Genomic DNA, 18,854 nt, shown 5'->3' with positions numbered 1-18,854 from the left:
CTCATGCCGCGTCTCCGCGCCGGACGGCGGCGTGTTCATGGACTTCGGCGACGGCCGCGGTCATGCCTGCGGTGATCTGTTCAATGTCCGCCGCGGTGCTGACATAGGGGGGCATGGTGTAGACGAGATTCCGGAACGGCCGCACCCAGACGCCGCGCCGGATGGCCTCACTGGTGACGGCGCGGACGTCGACGGCATCATGCAGCTCAATGACTCCGACTGCACCAATGGTGCGGACATCCGCCACGGCCGCAAGTTCCCGGGCGGGGGCGAGCCCATTGGCCAGCCCGGAGCCTATCCGGGCCACGTCGGAGCGCCAGCCGCCACCGTCGATGATGCCGAGACTGGCATTAGCCACCGCACACGCCAGCGGGTTCGCCATGAACGTCGGGCCGTGCAGCAGCGCCCCGGCCTGGCCGCCGGATACCGTCGCAGCCACGTCGCCGGTGCAGAGCATGGCGGCGAGGGTCAGGTATCCGCCGGTCAGGGCCTTGCCCAGGCACATGATGTCCGGAACGACGCCGGTATGGCCGGCCGCGAACAGCTCACCGGTGCGGCCAAAACCGGTGGCGATCTCATCGAAGATCAGCAGCAGCCCGTGCCGGTCCGCCACCCGGCGCAGCGCCGTCAGGCATGCGGCCGGATACGCGTACATGCCGCCGGCGCCCTGGAGCAGCGGCTCGACGATAATCGCGGCCAGCTCTTCGGAGTGTGCAGCCGTGATGGCCTGGACCTCCGATGCCCACGCCTGAACGGATTCCGGGGTCGCAGAAGCCGCGGCCGGCGGACGGGGAGCAAACACGTTGCCCGCGAGCAACCCCGGGAATGCCGCGTGCATGCCGTCCACGGGATCACAGACCCCCATCGCCCCGAAGGTGTCGCCGTGGTACCCGCCGCGGATACTCAGGAACCGCTGCCGCCGGGGATGCCCGGACGCGGTCTGGAACTGCACCGCCAGCTTCAGCGCAACCTCCACGGCAACCGAGCCTGAGTCAGCGAGGAACACCCGCTCCAAACGCGACCTGCCAGCAGCTGCCGGCGCCATGTCCACCAGCCGCTCAGCCAGTTCAACCGCCGGGGCATGCGTCAGGCCGCCGAACATCACATGGCTGAAACCGTCCAGCTGCCGCTTCGCGGCGGCGTCCAGCACGGGGTTCCGGTAGCCGTGGATCACCGACCACCACGAGGACATGGCATCCAAAACCTCATGCTGCGTGCCGTCTTCGCCGCGGAGCCGCAGCCGCACGCCCTCGGCCGCCTCGACCTCCCACAGCGGAAGATCCGGGGAAGCCGGCGCGTACGGGTGCCACAACCGTGCGCGGTCCCGCTGGATCAGGCTTAGCGGCGCCGAAACCGGAACCTGTGTCATCTGACAAGTACCCCGTGGCGGGAGCACTCTGCGGTCCAGCCCAGCGGCGTGACCTGGACCTTCATCCGCCTGCGGCAATGCTCGCAGTACCGTGGCGGTTCCAGCGCCAGCTGCTCCCGGCAACGAAGGTGAGTGTCCAACGTCGGCAGCTCACCGCCGTCGGATGTGCCGCCGCAGTGACCGCAATAGTCGGTGGGCCCGGAGGGATCCGGCTTCTGGATGGAAGATTTCACAGTGTCTTCTGGAATTCCTTGATGGGCATGTTCAGTTCCACCAGGAGATTCAGGTCGGCATCGGCGGGCCGGCCCAGGGTGGTGAGGTAGTTCCCTACGATCACGGCGTTAATGCCGCCCAGCAGGCCTTCCCGGGTGCCCAGATCACCGAGGGTGAGTTCGCGGCCGCCGGCATAGCGCAGCACGGTCCGGGGCATGGCCAGGCGGAACGCGGCAATGGCGCGCAGGGCGTCCTTGCCGTCCATGATCCCCTGGTTCTCGAGTGGAGTGCCGGGCCGCGGGTTCAGGAAGTTGAGGGGGACCTCGTGCGGTTCGAGGGCTGCGAGCTCGGCTGCGAGCTCGGCCCGCTGTTCCAGGGATTCGCCCATACCGATCAAAGCCCCGCAGCACAGCTCCATGCCGGCCGCCTTGACCATGGTGCAGGTTTCGAGGCGCTCCTCGTAGCTGTGCGTGGTCACGACTTCGGGGAAGTAGCTGCGGGCGGTCTCGAGGTTGTGGTTGTAACGGTGCACGCCCCACTCTGCAAGCTGGTCCACCTGCCGCTGGGTGAGCATGCCCAGCGAGCAGGCGATGTTGATGTCCACTGCCTCGTTGATCCGGTCGATCGCGAACTTGATCTGGTTCATCAGCTTGATGTCGGGTCCTCGGACGGCCGCCACGATACAGAACTCCGTGGCTCCTGTGGCCGCGGTTTCCTTCGCCGCCTTGACCAGTTCAGGAATGTCCAGCCACACGCCGCGGACGGGCGAGTCGAAGAGTCCGGACTGGCTGCAGAAGTGGCAGTCCTCGGGGCAGCCTCCGGTCTTGATGGAGACGATGCCTTCCACCTCCACGTCCTCGCCGCAGTGCCTGAGCCGCACCTCGTGGGCCAGCTGCAGCGCAGCGGGAAGGGCCTCATCGGGCAGTCGCAGCACGTCCACCAGCTGGTCCTGCGTCAACCCGCGTCCCTCTTCAAGGACATGTTTGCGAGCGGTTTCGAGAATTTCGTACCGGGTAGTCTCCGGATGTGCCTGAATCGTCATTGATCGTCCTTTGCGCTGGCTGGCTGCGGATATGCCTCACAGCTGACGCTAGTTTCCTGTTGACGCCAGGATTTTGTTGGGTGTCCACAAACTGGCGGCCTGGGCTTTGGTCCCGACCATGTAGGTCATGCAGCCCGGCGGGGCCGTGCCCGGCATCGGGCAGCTCATAAACGTCCGCTATCGGGAATCTGCCGATGGAAAGGTTGACCCCAAATAATTGGTCCTTGGAGCTCCTACCCTGGGACCCAACCACTGTCTCGTCTCCTACTCAGAAGCGATTCCCTCCGCCTGAGTCTGGTCCTGCCGCAAGAGGCCGATGCGCGGTCGTCTTGTCAGCCTGACGGCGGTCTCAGGCCAGGTTCTCCTTGAGCAGGGCGCGGTGTTCGACGGCGGCTTTCCCGTGCAGGGCACGGCCCGCGTCGGTGAGTTCCAGAAACAGTGAGCGCCGGTCATCTTCGCAGGAATGGCGGCAGATGAGTCCGGCTTTCTCAAGCCTGTCCACCACCTTGGACATGGCACTCTGGGTCATGGGCGTCCGCTCCCCGAGCTGCTTCATCCTGCACGCCGAGTCCGCGCTGTCGGCCACGAGGTCCAGGATTTCAAACTCAGTCAGGCCGATGCTGAACCGCGACTCCAGGGCACGGTCGATCGCGCCCGCGGTACGGAAGTAGGTGGTCTGGATGCTGCGCCATTGCTCAACCAGCTGGCGGTCCTGCGGTGTTGCCATGCAGCGATTCTAGTTCATGACGGATTCAAAGTCCACGTCATAATATTCCTTGTCATTCAATGACACGTCATGTAAGTTGAGGCCATGACTTCATCTTCCACGCTTGAAAGATCTGCCGGAGAACGGCTTATACCTGTCCGATGGACCCGTGCGCAGTGGATGCTGCTCCTGGTCCTGTGCACCGTTCTGGCGCTCGATGCGCTGGACGTCTCCATGGTCGGTGTGGCACTGCCCTCGATTGGCGCCGAACTCCACCTTGGAACCGAATCCCTCCAATGGATCGTCTCCGCCTACGTGCTCGGCTACGGAAGTCTTCTCCTGCTGGGCGGCCGGATGGCGGATCTCCTCGGCCGGCGCCGCATCTTCCTCATTGCCCTCAGCGTCTTCGCTGCCGCGTCCCTGCTCGGCGGACTGGTGGACGACCCCGCCCTGTTGATCGCCACCCGCTTCGTCAAAGGACTGGCCGCGGCGTTCACGGCTCCTGCCGGCTTCTCCATCATCACCACCAACTTCCCGGAAGGGCGCGAACGAAACCGCGCCGTGTCCATCTTCACCACCTTCGGCGCAAGCGGCTTCTCACTCGGCCTGGTCGTCGGGGGTCTCATGACTGCCATGAGCTGGCGCTGGACCTTCCTGGTCTCGGTACCGGTGGCAGTCGCCGTCGTGATTCTTGGCCTGAAGTACATCCCCCGGGACAACGCCGCCGGCCAGGCCGAAGGCAGGGATCAGGACAGCGGGCATGACGTCTGGGGCGCGGTCACGCTCGCCGCCGGCATGCTGGGGCTGGTGTACACGCTGGTTTCGGCACCCGGGAACGGCTGGGGATCTGTGGCAACTATCGCCGGATTCGTGGCCTCTGCAGCGGTGCTGGCAGCGTTCGCCGTAATCGAAAACCGCGTCAGGCACCCGCTGATCCGGTTCAGCATCCTCAGGGAAGGCTGGGTTGCCCGGGCCAACCTCAGCGCGGTGGGGCTGTTCGGCTCGTATTTGAGTTTCCAGTTCATCCTCACGCTCTACCTGCAGTCCGTGCTGGGATGGAGCCCGCTGGGCATGGCTCTGGCACTTCTTCCCACTGGCCTGCTGGTGGCCTCGAGTGCACCTTTCGCGGACCGGCTCATTGAAAAGTTTGGCGCCCCGCGGCTCATTCTGACCGGCCTGGCGTCGTTGGCGCTCGGCTATGTGCTGTTCCTGCGGGTGGGCACCTCGCCCAACTACGTGACGGACATCCTGCCGTCGGTCCTGCTACTGGGCATCGGCTTCGCCCTCGCCTTCCCGTCCATCAACGTCCAGGCCACCGCGGGCATCCGAAATTCGGAACAGGGCCTGGCGGCCGGCCTGATCCAGACCAGCACGCAGGTGGGGGCCGCCCTGGTTCTGGCGGTCACCACGGCGATGGTCAGCGGTCACGGCAGCGCGTCCGACGGCGGCGCCGGCGTGAATGCGGCGGCAATGCTGGAGCAGTACCGTCCCGGCCTGATCCTGAGCGCAGCCGTGGCCATTGCGGCCCTGGTCATTGCCGCGACACCGTCCCGTCGCCGGAACCGGTCGCGGCAGACCACTGAGCGGCCTCAGCCGTGACTTCGGCCGAGGCGGGCGTTTACCAACGTCCGCCTCGGCCGAACCGTTACTCAGCTCCAACGGGGGATGGAGGTCCTCGGCAATGCCGGCATATCCCTTGTCGAGCTGACCTTCCTCCACGGTGCCGGCCGACACCGTGGTGTCCGCCCTGGCCTCGCCGTATTCCCGTCCGTTGGTGCTGAAGCGCATCATGCCCGCGCCCGGCCGTCCGTCAGCTGATCAGCAGCCCCAGCGCCTCGGTCAGGTGCCCGACCTCCCGGACTGAGAACCCGGTGGGGACCGGCCCCGGTCCGTTGGGGCTCGCCGGAACCACCGCATGGGTGAATCCGAGCCGGTGGGCCTCCTGGATGCGCTGGTTGATGCCGGGCACCGGGCGGACTTCGCCAGCCAGGCCCACCTCACCGAAGGCAATGAGACGCTGCGGCAATGGTTTCTTGGCCTTCGCCGAGGCCACGGCCAGCGCGACGGCGAGGTCCGTGGCGGGCTCGCTGAGCCTCACGCCGCCCACGGTCGCCACGTACGAATCATCCTTATGCAGCAGACAGCCCGCCCGCTGCTGCAGCACGGCCAGCAGCATGGCAACCCTGGAGCTGTCCAGCCCGCTGGTGGCCCGGCGGGGCTGGGAGCTGGAGCTTTCGGCCAGCAGGGACTGCACTTCGGCCAGCAGCGGCCGGCGCCCTTCCAGGGTCACTGTGATGCAGGTGCCGGACACCGGTTCCTTGGTCCGCGAGACAAACAGCCCGCTGGGGTCGGCCAGGCCCACGATCCCGTCCTCGTTCAGGTCGAAGCAGCCGACGTCGTCGGTGGGCCCGTAGCGGTTCTTGACGGCGCGGAGGAGCCTTAGGCGCGAATGGCGCTCACCCTCGAACTGGCAGACCACGTCCACGAGGTGCTCCAGCAGGCGGGGCCCGGCGATGGAACCGTCCTTGGTCACGTGCCCCACCAGCAGCGTGGTCATGTTGCGGCGCTTGGCCGAGGCAATCAGGGAGGCGGCAACCTCGCGCACCTGGGACACGCCGCCGGCGCTGCCCTCCACATCGGCGCTGCTCAGCGTCTGCACCGAGTCCACCACCAGCAGCCGCGGCTCGAGCTTCTCCACCTGCCCCAGGGCCTGGCCGAGGTCGGTTTCGGCAGAGAGGTACAGGGATTCGGCGACGGCGTCTATCCGGTCCGCGCGGAGCTTCACCTGCGCCGCGGATTCCTCGCCGGTGATGTAGAGGACGTCCTGTGCGGTGCGGGCAAACTTGGCTGCGACGTCCAGCAGCAGCGTCGACTTGCCCACGCCGGGTTCGCCGGCGAGCAGGATGACGGCGCCGGGGACCAGCCCACCGCCCAGCACGCGGTCAAGCTCGTCCACACCGGTGGGCAGGAAGGCGGCCGTGGTCGCGTCAACCTCGGCGATCCGGCGGGCCGGCTCCAGGACGGTGGTGGCCGCCGTCGTCCGGGCCACAGCGCCACCGGTCTCCTCCACGCTGCCCCACGCCTGGCACTCGCCGCAGCGGCCCACCCACTTGGCCGCGGTCCAGCCGCATTCGGCGCATTTGTAGCCCGGCGCCTTGGAAGCCCGGGAAGTCTTGGTAGCCATTGCTCCACCCTATCCGCGGCCGGCGACATCCACGGGCCGGGAGCTACAGCGGCGGCAGGATCTCCCGGGCCTCCTGGGGATCCACGCCCGCGGCCTCGAGCAGGTCCACCATGAGCGGGCGGAAGAGCATGACCACCGTCTCGCCCTCGAGCCTCTGGACGTCCAGCAGCCGGGGGTGCAGCCTGCCGGCAATCTCGCTGAGGTCCGTCCTGGCCGTCCGCAGGTGGGCGCGCCGGACGCCGTCATGGACTTCGGCCAGGCCCAGGGACAGATCGTCGACGGCATCGGCGGTCTCCCGCAGGACCTCGGCGATGTTCTGGGTGGCCTCGTCCGAGAGCGCCGCATGGTTGATGGCGCTGGTCAGGCGGCGGGCAAAGACCCGGCTGTTGCGCAGCGCGAGGTCGATGTAGTCCAGCGACTGCTCCATCCGGTCCAGCTCGTCCCGGTACCTCCGGTAGGCGGGCGCCAGGGTGGCCACCTCGCCGGAGGCGCGCAGGGACTGGCGCATGGCGTCGACCAGGGGCTGGCAGTTCCGCCCGCGGATGAGCGCATGCCAGGCCTGGGTGGAGTCGCTGTAGCTCAGGGCGGAGGCGCATTCCCGCAGCACCTCGGCGAGCTCGTGCAGGAGCTTCTTGACGTCATTGCGGGGTTCCCGGCGCGGGTCCTTGGGAATGAGGATGGTCACCAGCAGTGCGAACACGCCGCCCACGACGGCGTCGATGCTGCGGGTGAACGGCCCCCCGGCCGGCGCGGGCAGGAGCACCACCAGCAGGGACTGCAGACCCAGCTGGGTGGTGAAGATGGTGCCGCTGTCCAGGAACCGCGCCAGCAGGATGGAGAAGAGCAGCACGACGGCGGCCTGCCAGATTCCGGCGCCCAGCCAGTGCAGCAGCAGGTCCCCGACCACGATCCCGATGGTGCAGCCCAGGCCGACTTCCACGACGCGGCGCAGCCTGGGATCGCGGGAGAAGCCGAGGGCAATGAGGGAGGAGGTGGCCGCGAAGAGCGGTCCGGTATGGCCCAGGACGTATTCGGCGAAGGCGTAGGCCCCCACGGCGCAGGCGGTCATCTGCATGGCCGGCAGGAGCGAGTTCCGGCTCCGGACGATGCCGGTGCGGATGCGGCCGCGCAGGAATCGTGCGCTTGCGGAAAGTCCAGTCGCGGTGGCCATGCCGTCCAGTCTATTTGCTGGCAGCGGCGGCACGTGCCGCCGGCTGCGAGTACGACTGCCAGTACGGCTGCGGCGCAGGGAGCGCAATGGCAACCCGGCAGATGTAAGCCAAGGTACCGGCGTCGTTAACCCCCCGTTCACTTTGGACGGCAATTCTCTTCATCTGGGGCACCTACCTTCGATAGAGGTACAAACCGTACGCATCCTTGTGTCCGGGGCTTCTCCGGCCCGGCACGAATAGAAAATCCCTGGAAGGGGTACATCCAGTGAAGGCACTCCGCTTCGGCCGCCACGCGGCTATCGCTGTCATCGCAGCCGGCGCACTCGCGCTCACCGCCTGTGGTTCCGACAACGCAACGGGCACTGCCGCAGGCACGCAGTCCGCTGCAGCAGGCACCAAGGTCACCGGCACCCTGACCGGCATCGGCTCCTCCGCCCAAGGTGCAGCCATGGACGTGTGGAAGACCAACTTCGCCTCCGCAAACCAGGGCGCCAACGTGCAGTACTCCCCGGACGGCTCCGGTGCCGGCCGCAAGGCCATCCTGGACGGCTCCGCGCAGTTCGCCGGCTCCGACGCTTACCTCAAGGACGATGAGTACGCCAGCTCCATGGCGAAGTGCGGCCCCGAGGGCGCCCTCAACATCCCGGTCTACATTTCCCCGATCGCGGTGGCCTTCAACCTGCCCGACATCAAGGAACTGAAGCTCGACGCCGCCACCGTCGCCAAGATCTTCCGCGGCGAGATCGCCAAGTGGAACGACCCCGCCATCGCAGCCCTGAACCCGGACGCCACGCTGCCGGACCTCAAGGTCACCCCGGTGAACCGCTCGGACGATTCCGGCACCACCTCCAACTTCACCGATTACCTTGCCGCCGCTGCCCCCGAGGCCTGGACCGACAAGTCCGCCGGCATCTGGCCCGCAGCCCTGAAGGGCGAGAACGCCAAGGGCACCTCCGGCGTGGTGAAGACAGTGACCGACACCCCGGGCGCCGTGACCTACGCCGACGACTCCGCCGTCAGCGGCAAGCTGGGCATCGCGCAGATCAAGGTCGGCGATTCCTTCACGAAGATCTCCGCCGACGCCGCTGCCAAGGCAGTCGACGCCGGCAAGCCGGTTGAAGGCCGCAACGCCAACGACCTGTCCATCAAGCTGGACCGCACCACCACCATCACGGGCGCCTACCCGATCGTGCTGGTCTCCTTCCACGTTGTCTGCAGCACCTACGACAAGCAGGAAACCGTCGACCTCGTGAAGGGCTTCGATAAGTACGTGGTTTCCGACGCCGGGCAGAAGGCAGCCGCCGACGCCGCCAAGTCCGCCCCGCTGTCCAAGACCCTGCAGGACAAGGCCCTCAAGTCCATCGAGTCCATCAAGGTCAAGTCCTAGGGATACCTTGCGCTGACAGGCATAGTGGAAACACCAGCCTGATCCAGGTTCCCTGTCCCGGTACGGCCGTCACCGACGGCCGGCCGGGGCAGGGAACCGACGTGTTTGTCCGAAGTACCCAAAGATCTGAAGGATCGTGAAGTGACCACCACCTCCCTGACCACGTCCCGGGGCGCAGGCCGCACCGGAGACAAAGTCTTTTCCGCAGCCACCTTGGCCGCAGGGTGCCTGATCCTGGCCGTGCTCTTCGGAGTGGCGCTCTTCCTCGTCATCCAGGCCATCCCCGCCCTCGTGGCCCCCCCGGACAAGATCCAGGGCGGCGAAGGCTTCTTCGCCTACATCTGGCCGATCGTCATCGGCACCCTCATCGCAGCCGTCATCGCCCTCGTGATCGCCACCCCGGTCGCGATCGGCGTCGCGCTCTTCATCTCGCACTTCGCCCCGCGCCGGCTCGCGTCCGGCCTGGGCTACGTGATCGACCTGCTGGCCGCCATCCCCTCGGTGGTCTACGGCGCCTGGGGCGCCGCCTTCCTGGCCAAGGAAATCACCCCGGCCTACAACTGGCTGGCCAACAACATGGGCTGGCTGCCGATCTTCCAGGGCCCGGCCTCGGCCACCGGCAAAACCATCCTCACCGCAGGGATCGTGCTGTCCGTCATGGTCCTGCCCATCATCACCTCCCTGACCCGTGAGATTTTCCTGCAGACCCCCAAACTCCACGAGGAGGCCGCGCTGGCGCTCGGCGCCACCCGCTGGGAAATGATCCGGATCGCCGTGCTGCCGTTCGCCCGCCCCGGAATCGTGAGTGCGGTGATGCTGGGCCTCGGACGCGCGCTCGGCGAGACCATGGCCGTCGCGCTCGTGCTGTCCTCCGGCGCGCTCACCGCGAGCCTGATCCGCTCCGGCAACCAGACCATCGCCGCCGAAATCGCCCTGAACTTCCCCGAGGCCAGCGGGCTGAAGGTCAGCACGCTGATCGCCGCTGGTCTGGTGCTGTTTGTCATCACCCTCGGCGTGAACATGATCGCCCGCTGGATCATCACCCGGCACAAAGAATTCTCGGGAGCCAACTAAATGACCTCCACCCTGACCCCCGTCCAGAAGCGCTCGGCCCTCACCAAGGGCCAGTTGCCGAAGTGGGCCTCCTATCTGGTGCTCGGCATCGCCCTGATTCTCGGTGCTGCCATCCTGGCCCTGATCGGTTTCAACGCCTTCGGCTGGGGAATCGTCTCCGCCATCCTCTTCGCCGCCGGCCTCGTCGGCTGGAGCGCCGTCGTGGAGGGCTCACGCCGGGCCAAGGACAAGCTGGCCACGTGCCTCGTCGTGGGCGCCTTCCTGGTCGCCCTGCTGCCGCTTATTTCCGTGATCTGGACCGTGCTGGTGAACGGCCTGCCCGGACTCACGGACCCCGGCTTCCTCACCACGTCCATGAACGGTGTCACCGGCGCCTTTGACAACAAGAGCGTCGAGGAAGGCGCCCCGGTGGTCGGCGGCATCTTCCACGCCCTGATCGGCACCCTGCAGATCACCCTGCTGGCGACCGTCATCTCGGTGCCCGTCGGCCTGCTGACCGCCATCTACCTCGTGGAGTACGGCAACGACCGTCCGCTGGCCCGCGCCATCACGTTCTTCGTGGACGTCATGACCGGCATCCCCTCGATTGTGGCCGGACTGTTCGCGGCGGCCTTCTTCTTCGCCGTCGTTGGGCCGGGGACCAAAACCGGTGCCGTCGCCGCCGTCGCACTGTCCGTGCTGATGATCCCGGTGGTGGTGCGCTCCAGCGAGGAAATGCTCAAGATAGTCCCCAACGAACTCCGCGAGGCGGCCTACGCCCTGGGCGTCCGCAAATGGCGGACCATCCTGAAAGTGGTCATCCCGACGGCGATCTCCGGCATCGCCTCGGGCGTCACCCTCGCGATCGCCCGGGTGATCGGCGAGACCGCCCCGATCCTCGTCACCGCCGGCTTCGCCACGTCGATCAACAACAACGTGTTCGGCGGCTGGATGGCCTCGCTGCCCACCTTCATCTACACGCAGATCCTGAACCCCACCTCGCCGTCCAACCCGGATCCGTCCTCCCAGCGCGCCTGGGGAGCCGCCCTGGTGCTCATCGTCCTGGTGATGCTGCTCAACCTCGGCGCCCGCCTGGTTGCCCGCATGTTCGCCCCCAAGACCGGCCGCTAGCCCGGCGCGCCAACTCTTCAGCCCGTACCTCCAGCAAGTGAAGGAACATCATGTCTAAGCGCATCGACGTCAAAGACTTGAACGTCTACTACAGCAAATTCCTCGCCGTCGAAGACGTCAACATCAACATCGACGCCAAGTCCGTCACCGCCTTCATCGGCCCCTCCGGCTGCGGCAAGTCCACTTTCCTGCGCACCCTGAACCGCATGCACGAGGTGATTCCCGGCGCCCGGGTTGAAGGCGAAGTGCTGCTCGACGGCGACAACCTCTACGGCCCCGGCGTGGACCCGGTGACCGTCCGCTCGCAGATCGGCATGGTGTTCCAGCGCCCCAACCCGTTCCCCACGATGTCCATACGCGACAACGTGCTCGCCGGCGTGAAGCTGAACAACCAGAAGATCTCCAAGGGCGAGGCCGATGCCCTGGTGGAGCGCTCCCTGCAGGGCGCCAACCTCTGGAACGAGGTCAAGGACCGGCTGGCCAAGCCCGGCTCCGGCCTGTCCGGCGGCCAGCAGCAGCGCCTCTGCATCGCCCGCGCCATCGCCGTGGAACCCCAGGTCATCCTGATGGACGAGCCCTGCTCGGCGCTGGACCCCATCTCCACGCTCGCCATCGAGGACCTCATCAATGAGCTAAAGGACCAGTACACCGTGGTGATCGTGACCCACAACATGCAGCAGGCCGCGCGTGTTTCGGAAAAGACCGCGTTCTTCAACATTGCCGGCACCGGAAAACCGGGCAAGCTGATCGAATACGGTGACACCCACACCATCTTCAGCAACCCGACGCAGAAGGCGACCGAGGACTACGTCTCGGGCCGTTTCGGATAAACACCCGATATGCCAATAATGGATCATCGGTCGGTCGGTCGGCCGATTCGCTTCACCGCCGCTGGTGCACGGATCGCCGCGGCAAGCTTCAGCTGGCAGCTATCCTCGAAGGTGTTGACGAAGGCCGGGGATGGCGAAGTCGACCTTGCCATAGCCGGCTGATTCGATCAGGCCGGCTGCAATCAGTCTGTTTCGGTACTTGGACACCACGTTGGGTTTGGATTTGATGATGAGCCCGATCTGGCTGGCTGCTGATGGGCCGTCCTGCTCGGCCATGGCATGAAGGAATTCACGGTCCTTGTCGGAGATGTCCGATAGCGCGGACTCCACGACAACCAGGGTGTTCCGTCGCTGCGCGGCGGCGACGGCGGTGCGAACGCTGTTCTGGTCCAAGGTCCAGTCGGCCTTGTCGGCTTCCATCCAAAGGTAGTAGCCAACGAGCTGAATGAGGAAAGGGTAGCCCTCAGTGGCCTCCGCTGCCTCGTTAACCAGCTCCGGAGAGACGTCGATGCCCCCTTCGCTGAAAAGTTCCCGGTAGGACGCGGTGACCTCGGCGATTGCTGCCTCGTGAAGGTTAATCCTGTCGGCTCGCCGCAGGAAGGTGGCCACACCTTCGTTAAGCAGATCGGACACGGCCGACGGGAGGCCAGCGAAGATCAGGCCGATGGGCAGCCCGTCGCGGATGAAGTGCTGCACGTCGGCGGCGAGCTGTGAAATTTCAGTCCGGTCGACGGCATGGATTTCATCAATCGTGATGACCAGGCCTGTACCTTTGGCTTCCAGCAGCCGCAGCAATTCCTCCCCGGTCCGGCGCCAATCCGGAATGCGTTCCTGGGCGAGTTGGGTGGTCAACCCGAACCCTGCCGCCGAGAAGGCGGTGATCTTCCGTGTGGGCGGGCCGTCCCCGAGCTCGTCGACAAGGCGGAGCATGTCGTCGCCGATCTTAGCCAGGAAACCGGGATTGGCTGTCCGGGAGATCACGGCCCAGCCGTGGTTTCTCGCGATCGCTTCTGCAGCGCTCAACATGACGGTCTTGCCGATGCCCCTGGACCCGGTAATGATGGTGAGGAGTCCGGGAGCGCCCGAGCCCTGCTGCAGGCCGTACTCGAATTCGTCCAGGAGCCCGGCCCGCCCGATCAGGTCCGGCGGGGTGGCTCCGGCGGTCGGTTTAAAGGGGTTCTGCACCGGGGCCTCCGGGGTGAAAGTAGGTGAAACTGGTGAACGTGGTGAAACTTCGCCCAGCGTACCACTCGGCGTTGGCCGCCTGTGCCGCGAGGCGCCTCGGCCGCGATCTGTTCCTCGTTGCGGGCGATCTTCGCCGGATCCGCGTCGGTGGCGGTCAGCAGTCCACTCCTAAAGTCCCGCGAGCGGCGAGAGCGAGAGTTCCAGCACGAACGCGACGGCTGCGGTGACGATCGGCGTGAGCACCCAGAAAGCCAGGATGCGCATCACGAGCCGCCGGTTTGTGGCGGGGAATCCCTGGTTCGTGCCGGCCCCCAGCACGGCAGTGGTCACGGTGTGTGTCGTGGAGATGGGCCAGTGCAGCCCGATCGCGCCGACGAGCAGGATCACCGAGCTGTAGAGCTGGGCGACGAACCCGCGCAGCGGATCCATCCGGATCAGCCGGTAGCCCACGGTGTAGGAAATCCGCCAGCCTCCGGCCAGCGTCCCTGCCGTCAGCATGGACGCGGTGAGCAGCGCCACCCAGATCGGCACGGAGCCGACGTCGGACAGCCCGGCGGCCAGCAGGGCAAGGATCAGCACGGCGCCGGTCCGCTGTCCGTCCTGCAGCCCGTGGGCGAACGCGACAACGCCGGCGGCGATGGCCTGGGCCCGGCGGGACCGGCTGTTGACGACGTTCGTGGGTGTGTAGCGCGCGGCCCAGGTCGCGGGCCACACCAGCAGATAAGCGCCCGCGAACGCAATGGCCGGTGACAGCAGCAGGGGCAGCACCACCTGGAACAGCAGGGAATTATCCACACCGGCGACCGAATGCCCGCCCACCGCGACGCTTGCGACGCCGGCGCCGGCCAGGCCGCCCACCAGCGCATGGGTCGAAGAGGACGGGATCCCGCGCCACCAGGTGTAGACACCCCAGGCGACGGCGCTGGCGAGGCCCGCCATCAGGATGGTCAGGCCGTTCCGCCCGGCCGGCAGCTGGATCCAGCTCCGGCTGACTTCCAGCGCCAGGGTGGCGCTCAGGCCCGCCCCGACGAAGTTGAACAGACCGGCCAGCAGCACCGCGACGGTGGGGGTCAGGGCCCGTGTCCGCACCGCCAGGGCCACGGACGTGGAGGCGTCCCTGAAACCGTTCAGGAAGGCAAACGCCCCGGCGAAAATCACCACCAGGGCAAAGAAGAACCCCGTCACCTCAGGATTCCTTGACGATGATGCTGCCTACCTGGGTGGCAATCCGCCGCATATCCTTGGTGACTTCCACGAGCTGGTTGGCGATGTCGCGGTTGCGCGCGTACTGGGCCGACTTCATGTCATTGAGCATGTCCGCCACCCAGACTCGGTGGGTCCGTTCCGCGCGCTTGGCCAGCCGAAGGATCTCGATCCAGTAGTCCTCGAGGTCGTCCAGGTTGTTGAGCCTGCGCATGGCGTCGACGGTGAGCTCGGCCTGCCGGCTGATGATCTCCAGCTGGTCCGCGGCCCGCTTGGGCAGGCGGTCCAGCTTGTACAGGGACACGAGCTCGGCCGCGGCGTCGAGTTTCTCCATTGCCTCGTTGAGGTAGCGGGAGAGCGCGTACATGTCTTCGCGGGGGAGCGGGTTCACGAAACTGGTCCGCATGTGGGTCAGCAGGGCAAAGTGCAGCTCGGCGGACTTGGCCTCGTGGTTGTGCATGTCCTCCACGAGCCGGCCGTGTTCGCTTGCCGGGGCGCCGAGGATTTCCGAAAGAGTGCCGGTGGCGAGCACAATCTGCCGTGCCAACAGGGAAAGTAGGTTCAGCCCGGCGGGCTCCTGGGGAAAAAGGCGCAGCTTCACGTGGGGTCACCGGTCTTCGGGAGGGAGATGCTGGGGTGTTGTCTGCCGGCCGTGTGACTTGACGATGACCCGCGCATGAGGATTACTTTACCGGCAGCGTTGCGGGGGCCGGGAAACCGTCAAAAGAGGCTCGGGGAATGTGACGCCGGCCAGCAAAAGGGCAGAAAAAATGGTGCCGAACCGGATACGCCTCTCGGCGGTAGGCCGCTCTAGGCGGCTAGATGTTGAAGCCCGGGGGTTTCGCGGTTCGGCACCGCTTTTAGTGTTCTACGACAGTTGCACCAAGTCAACGTTGACAGTCCGGCGTCGGCGTGTGTACGGGGCCGCGGCCGGTGTCAGTCCGGTTCGCCTCAGTCCGGTTCGCGTCAGTCCAGTTCGCCCAGCCGCCAGGCATTGGCGGCGTGTTCCAGGTCCTCGGCGGTCTTGACCAGGAGGTGCGAATTGCGTGTGAGCTTGCTCGCGTGGTTCTCATTGCTGTGCTCGGCACCGTCGGCGAGGGTTGCCTGGCCCAGCGCCACGACGCGGCAGAAGGCTGCGGAACGTTCCAGCGCGACGTCGAACTCGCCGTCGAACGCTCCGGAGAGGATGGCATCCGCCATCGACTTCATTTCATCCGCCCCCGGCGGCTCGGCAGCGCCGGCCACCACATGGGAAACCTGCGCCGTGTCCTTGCCCGCCTTGAAGTAGACCGAAATGCGCTCCGGGTCCTGGATGGTGGCGGCGCGAAGGGCGTACAGGCGCCACAAGGCGCCCGGGAGCGAACGTGCCGGGCTTTCGGCCCACATCTCGGCAATGGCGTCCAGTCCCTGCTCATCGGCGAGTTTCACCAGCCGCTTGGTGATTGTGGGGTCATCGCTGTCGCGTCCGCGGCGGACGAGCGCCTGCGCAGCGAGGTGGGCTGCCTCGGAGATGCGGGCCGGATCGGCGCCGCCGGCGAAGGGCTCAAAGTCGATCGGCGCGAAGGGCTTCGGCTTGTGGTGCCGGTGCGGTCCGGGGCTGCTGGATGCTGCTTGCTCGCTCATGCCACCACGCTACTCCTGTGCTGTGCGGGAATCGACCATGGGGCCGGCCACCGGCACGGGGCAGCTGGGACAGTGACGGCACGACGGCGGCGCACCGCCGTCGTGCGCAAATCCGGCTCCGGTCTGGGGTACAGTGTTAACGTCCAGAAATGGACTGGGCTGATCGGCTCCTGAGCCGCGGATTGATCCGCGATTCAAGGGCTGTTGGCTGGGGCCTTTAGCTCAGTTGGTAGAGCATCGGACTTTTAATCCGTGGGTCGTGGGTTCGATCCCCACAGGGCCCACCCCGTCGCAGGTCAGAGACAATTTGCCTCTGACCTGCTGTCGTTTAAAGCCGGCGACCCCACGGAGACGCAACGCTTTCATTTGATCATTCCGTGCATGCGGGCTTCCTTCCCGCCGTCTTGCTAGGATTCAAACAAGGACGCCGTCCCGTGCCCGGAGCGCCTGAAAGTCCCGGCGAGCAATGAAACCGACGGCTCCGATCAGCAGGATCTCCGTCGGCAAGGATGCCTGCTTGCTACAGGCCGCGAATGAGTGAAATCCGGGAGCCAGACCGAATTGCAGAGTTGGGGTTCATTTATGGTCCTTCAGGATCGCGCCAAGGCCACCCGTGAGGCGATAATTGCCGGAGCTGCAGCGGTCTTTGAGGAGCACGGCTACGGCAGCGCCAGTCTGACCCAGGTATCCGATGCGGCCCAGGTGACCAAGGGGGCGCTCTACTTTCACTTCCAGTCCAAGGAAGATCTGGCCCGAGCGGTCATCGAGGAGCAGCACCGGATCGTCGTGGCTGAGAGCGAAACTCTCCTCGCCGAGGACCGGCCCGCCCTGCCCGCCATGATTCTCCTGTGCCGCGTGTTCGGGCTCAAGCTGGTGCACGAACCTGTCGTCAGGGCAGGCATCCGTCTCACGCTGGAAGCAACAGCATTTGGCCAGCCGGTGCAAGCCCCGTACGAGGACTGGATAGCGGTCATGAAGCAGCTGACCGATCGGGCCAAGGGAGAGAAACAGGTACGATCCTCCGTCGACTCCGTGGCTCTTGCCAGATACATTGTTGCATCGTTCACCGGGGTTCAGATGGTCTCCGGCGTCCTGACCGGGCGCGCTGATGTCATGCAGCGGATTGAAGAGATGTGGTCCATCCTGCTTCCCGGGATCATGCATGAAGATTTTCACGAGGACCCGCAGACCCTGTCCAGACTGGTTGCCACCGAAATTCCCGTGCCGCGAGGGGCGAGGATGGATTCCTCGGCGTGATGCCTGCGACTGCCCGCAGCAGCCTTGCGGCGCCCTGCCGCGGAACCTCTAGTTCTGGCTGGCCATAGCTTGGACGGGGCGCTGTCCCCGTGGAGGTCGAAGGCCGGCGCCAGCGAGCCCCGGCGGAGGGCGACGAACCAGCACACCAGGATGGCGAGGGCGCAGAAGACTCCGGCGCTCGAGGCCATGATCCAGAGCCCGGGCGTCTGGATGTCCAGGTTCTCCGCGCCCAAGGCGGTGCCGATGGTCTTCGGCGAGAACAGGAACACGAGCACGGAGATGCCCAGAACCCCGCCCATCAGCCAGCGCGTGACCGGGTAGCGCCCCGGCGTCTCGCGCAGGGTCCAGGCGAAGGCCGGCAGGACGGCCGCGACCCACACCCAGTGGTGGGACCACGAGACCGGGCTGATCAGCAGCATGGTGAGCGCCGTCGTCGAGATGGCAACCACCCGGGCACCCTGGTCGCTGGCGGTCTTGATGATCACGGCGGCCAGCACCACCACCACCAGCAGGCTCAGCGCCAGCCACGGCACGGTGACGGCTGCCGCGGGGACGCCGAAGTGCAGCAGGGCACCCTTGAGGGACAGGTTGTCCACGTAGCCCGCGCCGCCGATCCTTGAGGTGTCCGGCAGGATTTCCAGCCAGAACTGCAGGGATTCGGCGGGGCGCAGCAGAAACCCGGCCAGCACGGTGGACGTGAATCCCGCTGCCATGTTCAGCAGTCCGCGCCAGTCCTTGCGCATCAGGAAGTAGAGCCCGAAGACCAGGGGTGTGAGCTTGATGCCCGCCGCGACGCCGACCAGGAAGCCGCCGCCGGGGAAGCCCCGGGTCCAGCGCGGGTTGCGGGCCAGCAGGTCCGCGGCCATCAGGCCCATCAGCAGGATGTTGATCTGGCCGAACGCCAGGGTCTCGCGCCACGGGCCGAGGTTCAACACGGCCAGGACCATCAGGGCCGCAGCCAGACGGTTGCCGGTGGAATGGAATGTTCTACGCCAGTCCGCCTTGGCACTCCAGTAGCGGACGCCGCGCACCGCAACCCAGAGCGCAACCAGGACGCCGGCGGTGTTGAAGAGGTTCAGGGCGAGCTTTTCCGGAAGCTGGGCCAGCAGCCCGAAGAACAATGCGGCGAACGGCGGGTAGGTAAAAGGCAATCCTGGACCGCCGGCCCAGGCAACGGAGGGTCCGTAGAGGCCTGACGCCGCCGGGCCAGCCTCATTGAGGATCTTGCCGCCGTGCCAATAGACGCTGAAGTCGATCCCCTGCTTTGACCAGACGCCGAGCCAGATAACCACCAGGGCCACCAAGCCGGCAAGGGCCAAGGGCGCAGTCAGCCGGTTGGCGAGCGGAGGCAGGGCCGGGAGGCCCCACGACCGGCGCCCCGTCCAGCTCCAGGTCCTGCCGGGCCGGCCGGGCCGGTCCGGGCTGGAGTCCGGCACGGCCTCAAGAGAGGGCACGGCAGACGGTGCGTTCGTTTCTTCGGCGTCGAGCAGTGCCATTCG

Annotated in this window: 17 protein-coding genes and 1 tRNA gene; 7 read left to right on the top strand and 11 right to left on the bottom strand. The window is 66.4% G+C overall.

Annotated features, from left to right (window positions below; translation table 11 throughout):
* Position 1 precedes the first annotated feature (1 nt).
* From ACVWZ8_RS06725 to ACVWZ8_RS06710, 4 genes are all read right to left on the bottom strand, one after another.
* Positions 2-1,369 carry an adenosylmethionine--8-amino-7-oxononanoate transaminase gene (locus ACVWZ8_RS06725; RefSeq protein WP_426975670.1) on the bottom strand — a complete coding sequence of 456 codons (1,368 nt, stop codon included), beginning with the start codon at positions 1,367-1,369 and terminating at the stop codon, positions 2-4.
* Positions 1,366-1,602, bottom strand: coding sequence for a biotin synthase auxiliary protein BsaP (bsaP, locus tag ACVWZ8_RS06720; RefSeq protein WP_456504187.1), 237 nt, complete (start codon positions 1,600-1,602; stop codon positions 1,366-1,368). Before bsaP ends, ACVWZ8_RS06725 begins: the two co-directional genes overlap by 4 nt.
* Positions 1,599-2,624: a biotin synthase BioB gene (gene bioB / locus ACVWZ8_RS06715; protein ID WP_426975671.1), complete on the bottom strand. Its 1,026-nt coding sequence runs from the start codon at positions 2,622-2,624 to the stop codon at positions 1,599-1,601. The genes bsaP and bioB overlap by 4 nt, the downstream gene beginning before the upstream one ends.
* A 349-nt stretch (positions 2,625-2,973) precedes the next feature.
* Entirely contained in the window at positions 2,974-3,351 is a 378-nt protein-coding gene (locus ACVWZ8_RS06710; RefSeq protein ID WP_354238499.1) for a MarR family winged helix-turn-helix transcriptional regulator, read from the bottom strand.
* A gap of 159 nt (positions 3,352-3,510) precedes the next feature.
* On the opposite strand from ACVWZ8_RS06710, the gene ACVWZ8_RS06705 reads away from it, so the two are divergent.
* A complete protein-coding gene (locus ACVWZ8_RS06705; protein ID WP_456504186.1) occupies positions 3,511-4,929 on the top strand; it encodes an MFS transporter in 1,419 nt (472 codons plus the stop codon).
* Positions 4,930-5,140: 211 nt separating this feature from the next.
* On the opposite strand, the gene radA is transcribed toward ACVWZ8_RS06705, so the two are convergent.
* Together radA and ACVWZ8_RS06695 are read right to left on the bottom strand one after the other, a co-directional pair.
* Positions 5,141-6,514 (bottom strand): DNA repair protein RadA, encoded by a 1,374-nt coding sequence (radA, locus tag ACVWZ8_RS06700; RefSeq protein ID WP_456504185.1) that lies wholly within the window; start codon positions 6,512-6,514, stop codon positions 5,141-5,143.
* A gap of 43 nt (positions 6,515-6,557) precedes the next feature.
* Positions 6,558-7,685: an FUSC family protein gene (locus tag ACVWZ8_RS06695; RefSeq protein ID WP_456504184.1), complete on the bottom strand. Its 1,128-nt coding sequence runs from the start codon at positions 7,683-7,685 to the stop codon at positions 6,558-6,560.
* A 266-nt stretch (positions 7,686-7,951) separates the two neighbouring features.
* Between ACVWZ8_RS06695 and pstS the strand changes: the two genes are divergently transcribed.
* From pstS to pstB, 4 genes are all read left to right on the top strand, one after another.
* Complete coding sequence (gene pstS / locus ACVWZ8_RS06690; protein WP_426975675.1) at positions 7,952-9,073, top strand: phosphate ABC transporter substrate-binding protein PstS; 1,122 nt, start codon at positions 7,952-7,954, stop codon at positions 9,071-9,073.
* 141 nt (positions 9,074-9,214) lie between these two features.
* Positions 9,215-10,147 carry a phosphate ABC transporter permease subunit PstC gene (gene pstC / locus ACVWZ8_RS06685; protein WP_456504183.1) on the top strand — a complete coding sequence of 311 codons (933 nt, stop codon included), beginning with the start codon at positions 9,215-9,217 and terminating at the stop codon, positions 10,145-10,147.
* A complete protein-coding gene (gene pstA / locus ACVWZ8_RS06680) occupies positions 10,148-11,257 on the top strand; it encodes a phosphate ABC transporter permease PstA (protein ID WP_456504182.1) in 1,110 nt (369 codons plus the stop codon).
* 50 nt (positions 11,258-11,307) lie between these two features.
* Positions 11,308-12,087, top strand: coding sequence for a phosphate ABC transporter ATP-binding protein PstB (gene pstB, locus ACVWZ8_RS06675; protein WP_426975678.1), 780 nt, complete (start codon positions 11,308-11,310; stop codon positions 12,085-12,087).
* A gap of 99 nt (positions 12,088-12,186) precedes the next feature.
* On the opposite strand, the gene ACVWZ8_RS06670 is transcribed toward pstB, so the two are convergent.
* The 4 genes from ACVWZ8_RS06670 to ACVWZ8_RS06655 all read right to left on the bottom strand — a co-directional run bounded on the left by ACVWZ8_RS06670 (position 12,187) and on the right by ACVWZ8_RS06655 (position 16,098).
* Positions 12,187-13,272 carry an ATP-binding protein gene (locus ACVWZ8_RS06670; protein WP_426975679.1) on the bottom strand — a complete coding sequence of 362 codons (1,086 nt, stop codon included), beginning with the start codon at positions 13,270-13,272 and terminating at the stop codon, positions 12,187-12,189.
* 168 nt (positions 13,273-13,440) lie between these two features.
* Positions 13,441-14,457: an anion permease gene (locus tag ACVWZ8_RS06665; protein WP_456504181.1), complete on the bottom strand. Its 1,017-nt coding sequence runs from the start codon at positions 14,455-14,457 to the stop codon at positions 13,441-13,443.
* A gap of 1 nt (position 14,458) precedes the next feature.
* Positions 14,459-15,076, bottom strand: coding sequence for a DUF47 domain-containing protein (locus ACVWZ8_RS06660; protein ID WP_354238480.1), 618 nt, complete (start codon positions 15,074-15,076; stop codon positions 14,459-14,461).
* 365 nt (positions 15,077-15,441) lie between these two features.
* Positions 15,442-16,098: a hypothetical protein gene (locus ACVWZ8_RS06655; protein ID WP_426975681.1), complete on the bottom strand. Its 657-nt coding sequence runs from the start codon at positions 16,096-16,098 to the stop codon at positions 15,442-15,444.
* Positions 16,099-16,309: 211 nt separating this feature from the next.
* On the opposite strand from ACVWZ8_RS06655, the gene ACVWZ8_RS06650 reads away from it, so the two are divergent.
* Both ACVWZ8_RS06650 and ACVWZ8_RS06645 read left to right on the top strand, forming a co-directional pair.
* Positions 16,310-16,382 (top strand) — tRNA-Lys (locus ACVWZ8_RS06650).
* Between the two features lie 298 nt (positions 16,383-16,680).
* Positions 16,681-17,355 carry a ScbR family autoregulator-binding transcription factor gene (locus ACVWZ8_RS06645; protein WP_456504180.1) on the top strand — a complete coding sequence of 225 codons (675 nt, stop codon included), beginning with the start codon at positions 16,681-16,683 and terminating at the stop codon, positions 17,353-17,355.
* On the opposite strand, the gene ACVWZ8_RS06640 is transcribed toward ACVWZ8_RS06645, so the two are convergent.
* Positions 17,271-18,851: a glycosyltransferase 87 family protein gene (locus tag ACVWZ8_RS06640; RefSeq protein ID WP_456504179.1), complete on the bottom strand. Its 1,581-nt coding sequence runs from the start codon at positions 18,849-18,851 to the stop codon at positions 17,271-17,273. The two genes, ACVWZ8_RS06645 and ACVWZ8_RS06640, sit on opposite strands and share 85 nt — an antisense overlap.
* Positions 18,852-18,854: the final 3 nt, after the last annotated feature.

Source organism: Arthrobacter sp. UYCu723, assembly GCF_054059215.1.
Note: the sequence above shows the minus strand (reverse complement) of the source record. Positions and strands in the feature narration are given on the sequence as shown.

Excerpts from the sequence above, each read along its gene's own strand:
- ACVWZ8_RS06725 (WP_426975670.1), bottom strand. The coding sequence starts at position 1,369 with ATGACACAGGTTCCGGTTTCGGCGCCGCTAAGCCTGATCCAGCGGGAC.
- bioB (WP_426975671.1), bottom strand. The coding sequence starts at position 2,624 with ATGACGATTCAGGCACATCCGGAGACTACCCGGTACGAAATTCTCGAA.
- ACVWZ8_RS06710 (WP_354238499.1), bottom strand. The coding sequence starts at position 3,351 with ATGGCAACACCGCAGGACCGCCAGCTGGTTGAGCAATGGCGCAGCATC.
- ACVWZ8_RS06705 (WP_456504186.1), top strand. The coding sequence starts at position 3,511 with ATGCTGCTCCTGGTCCTGTGCACCGTTCTGGCGCTCGATGCGCTGGAC.
- radA (WP_456504185.1), bottom strand. The coding sequence starts at position 6,514 with ATGGCTACCAAGACTTCCCGGGCTTCCAAGGCGCCGGGCTACAAATGC.
- ACVWZ8_RS06695 (WP_456504184.1), bottom strand. The coding sequence starts at position 7,685 with ATGGCCACCGCGACTGGACTTTCCGCAAGCGCACGATTCCTGCGCGGC.
- pstA (WP_456504182.1), top strand. The coding sequence starts at position 10,148 with ATGACCTCCACCCTGACCCCCGTCCAGAAGCGCTCGGCCCTCACCAAG.
- pstB (WP_426975678.1), top strand. The coding sequence starts at position 11,308 with ATGTCTAAGCGCATCGACGTCAAAGACTTGAACGTCTACTACAGCAAA.
- ACVWZ8_RS06655 (WP_426975681.1), bottom strand. The coding sequence starts at position 16,098 with ATGAGCGAGCAAGCAGCATCCAGCAGCCCCGGACCGCACCGGCACCAC.
- ACVWZ8_RS06645 (WP_456504180.1), top strand. The coding sequence starts at position 16,681 with ATGGTCCTTCAGGATCGCGCCAAGGCCACCCGTGAGGCGATAATTGCC.
- ACVWZ8_RS06640 (WP_456504179.1), bottom strand. The coding sequence starts at position 18,851 with ATGGCACTGCTCGACGCCGAAGAAACGAACGCACCGTCTGCCGTGCCC.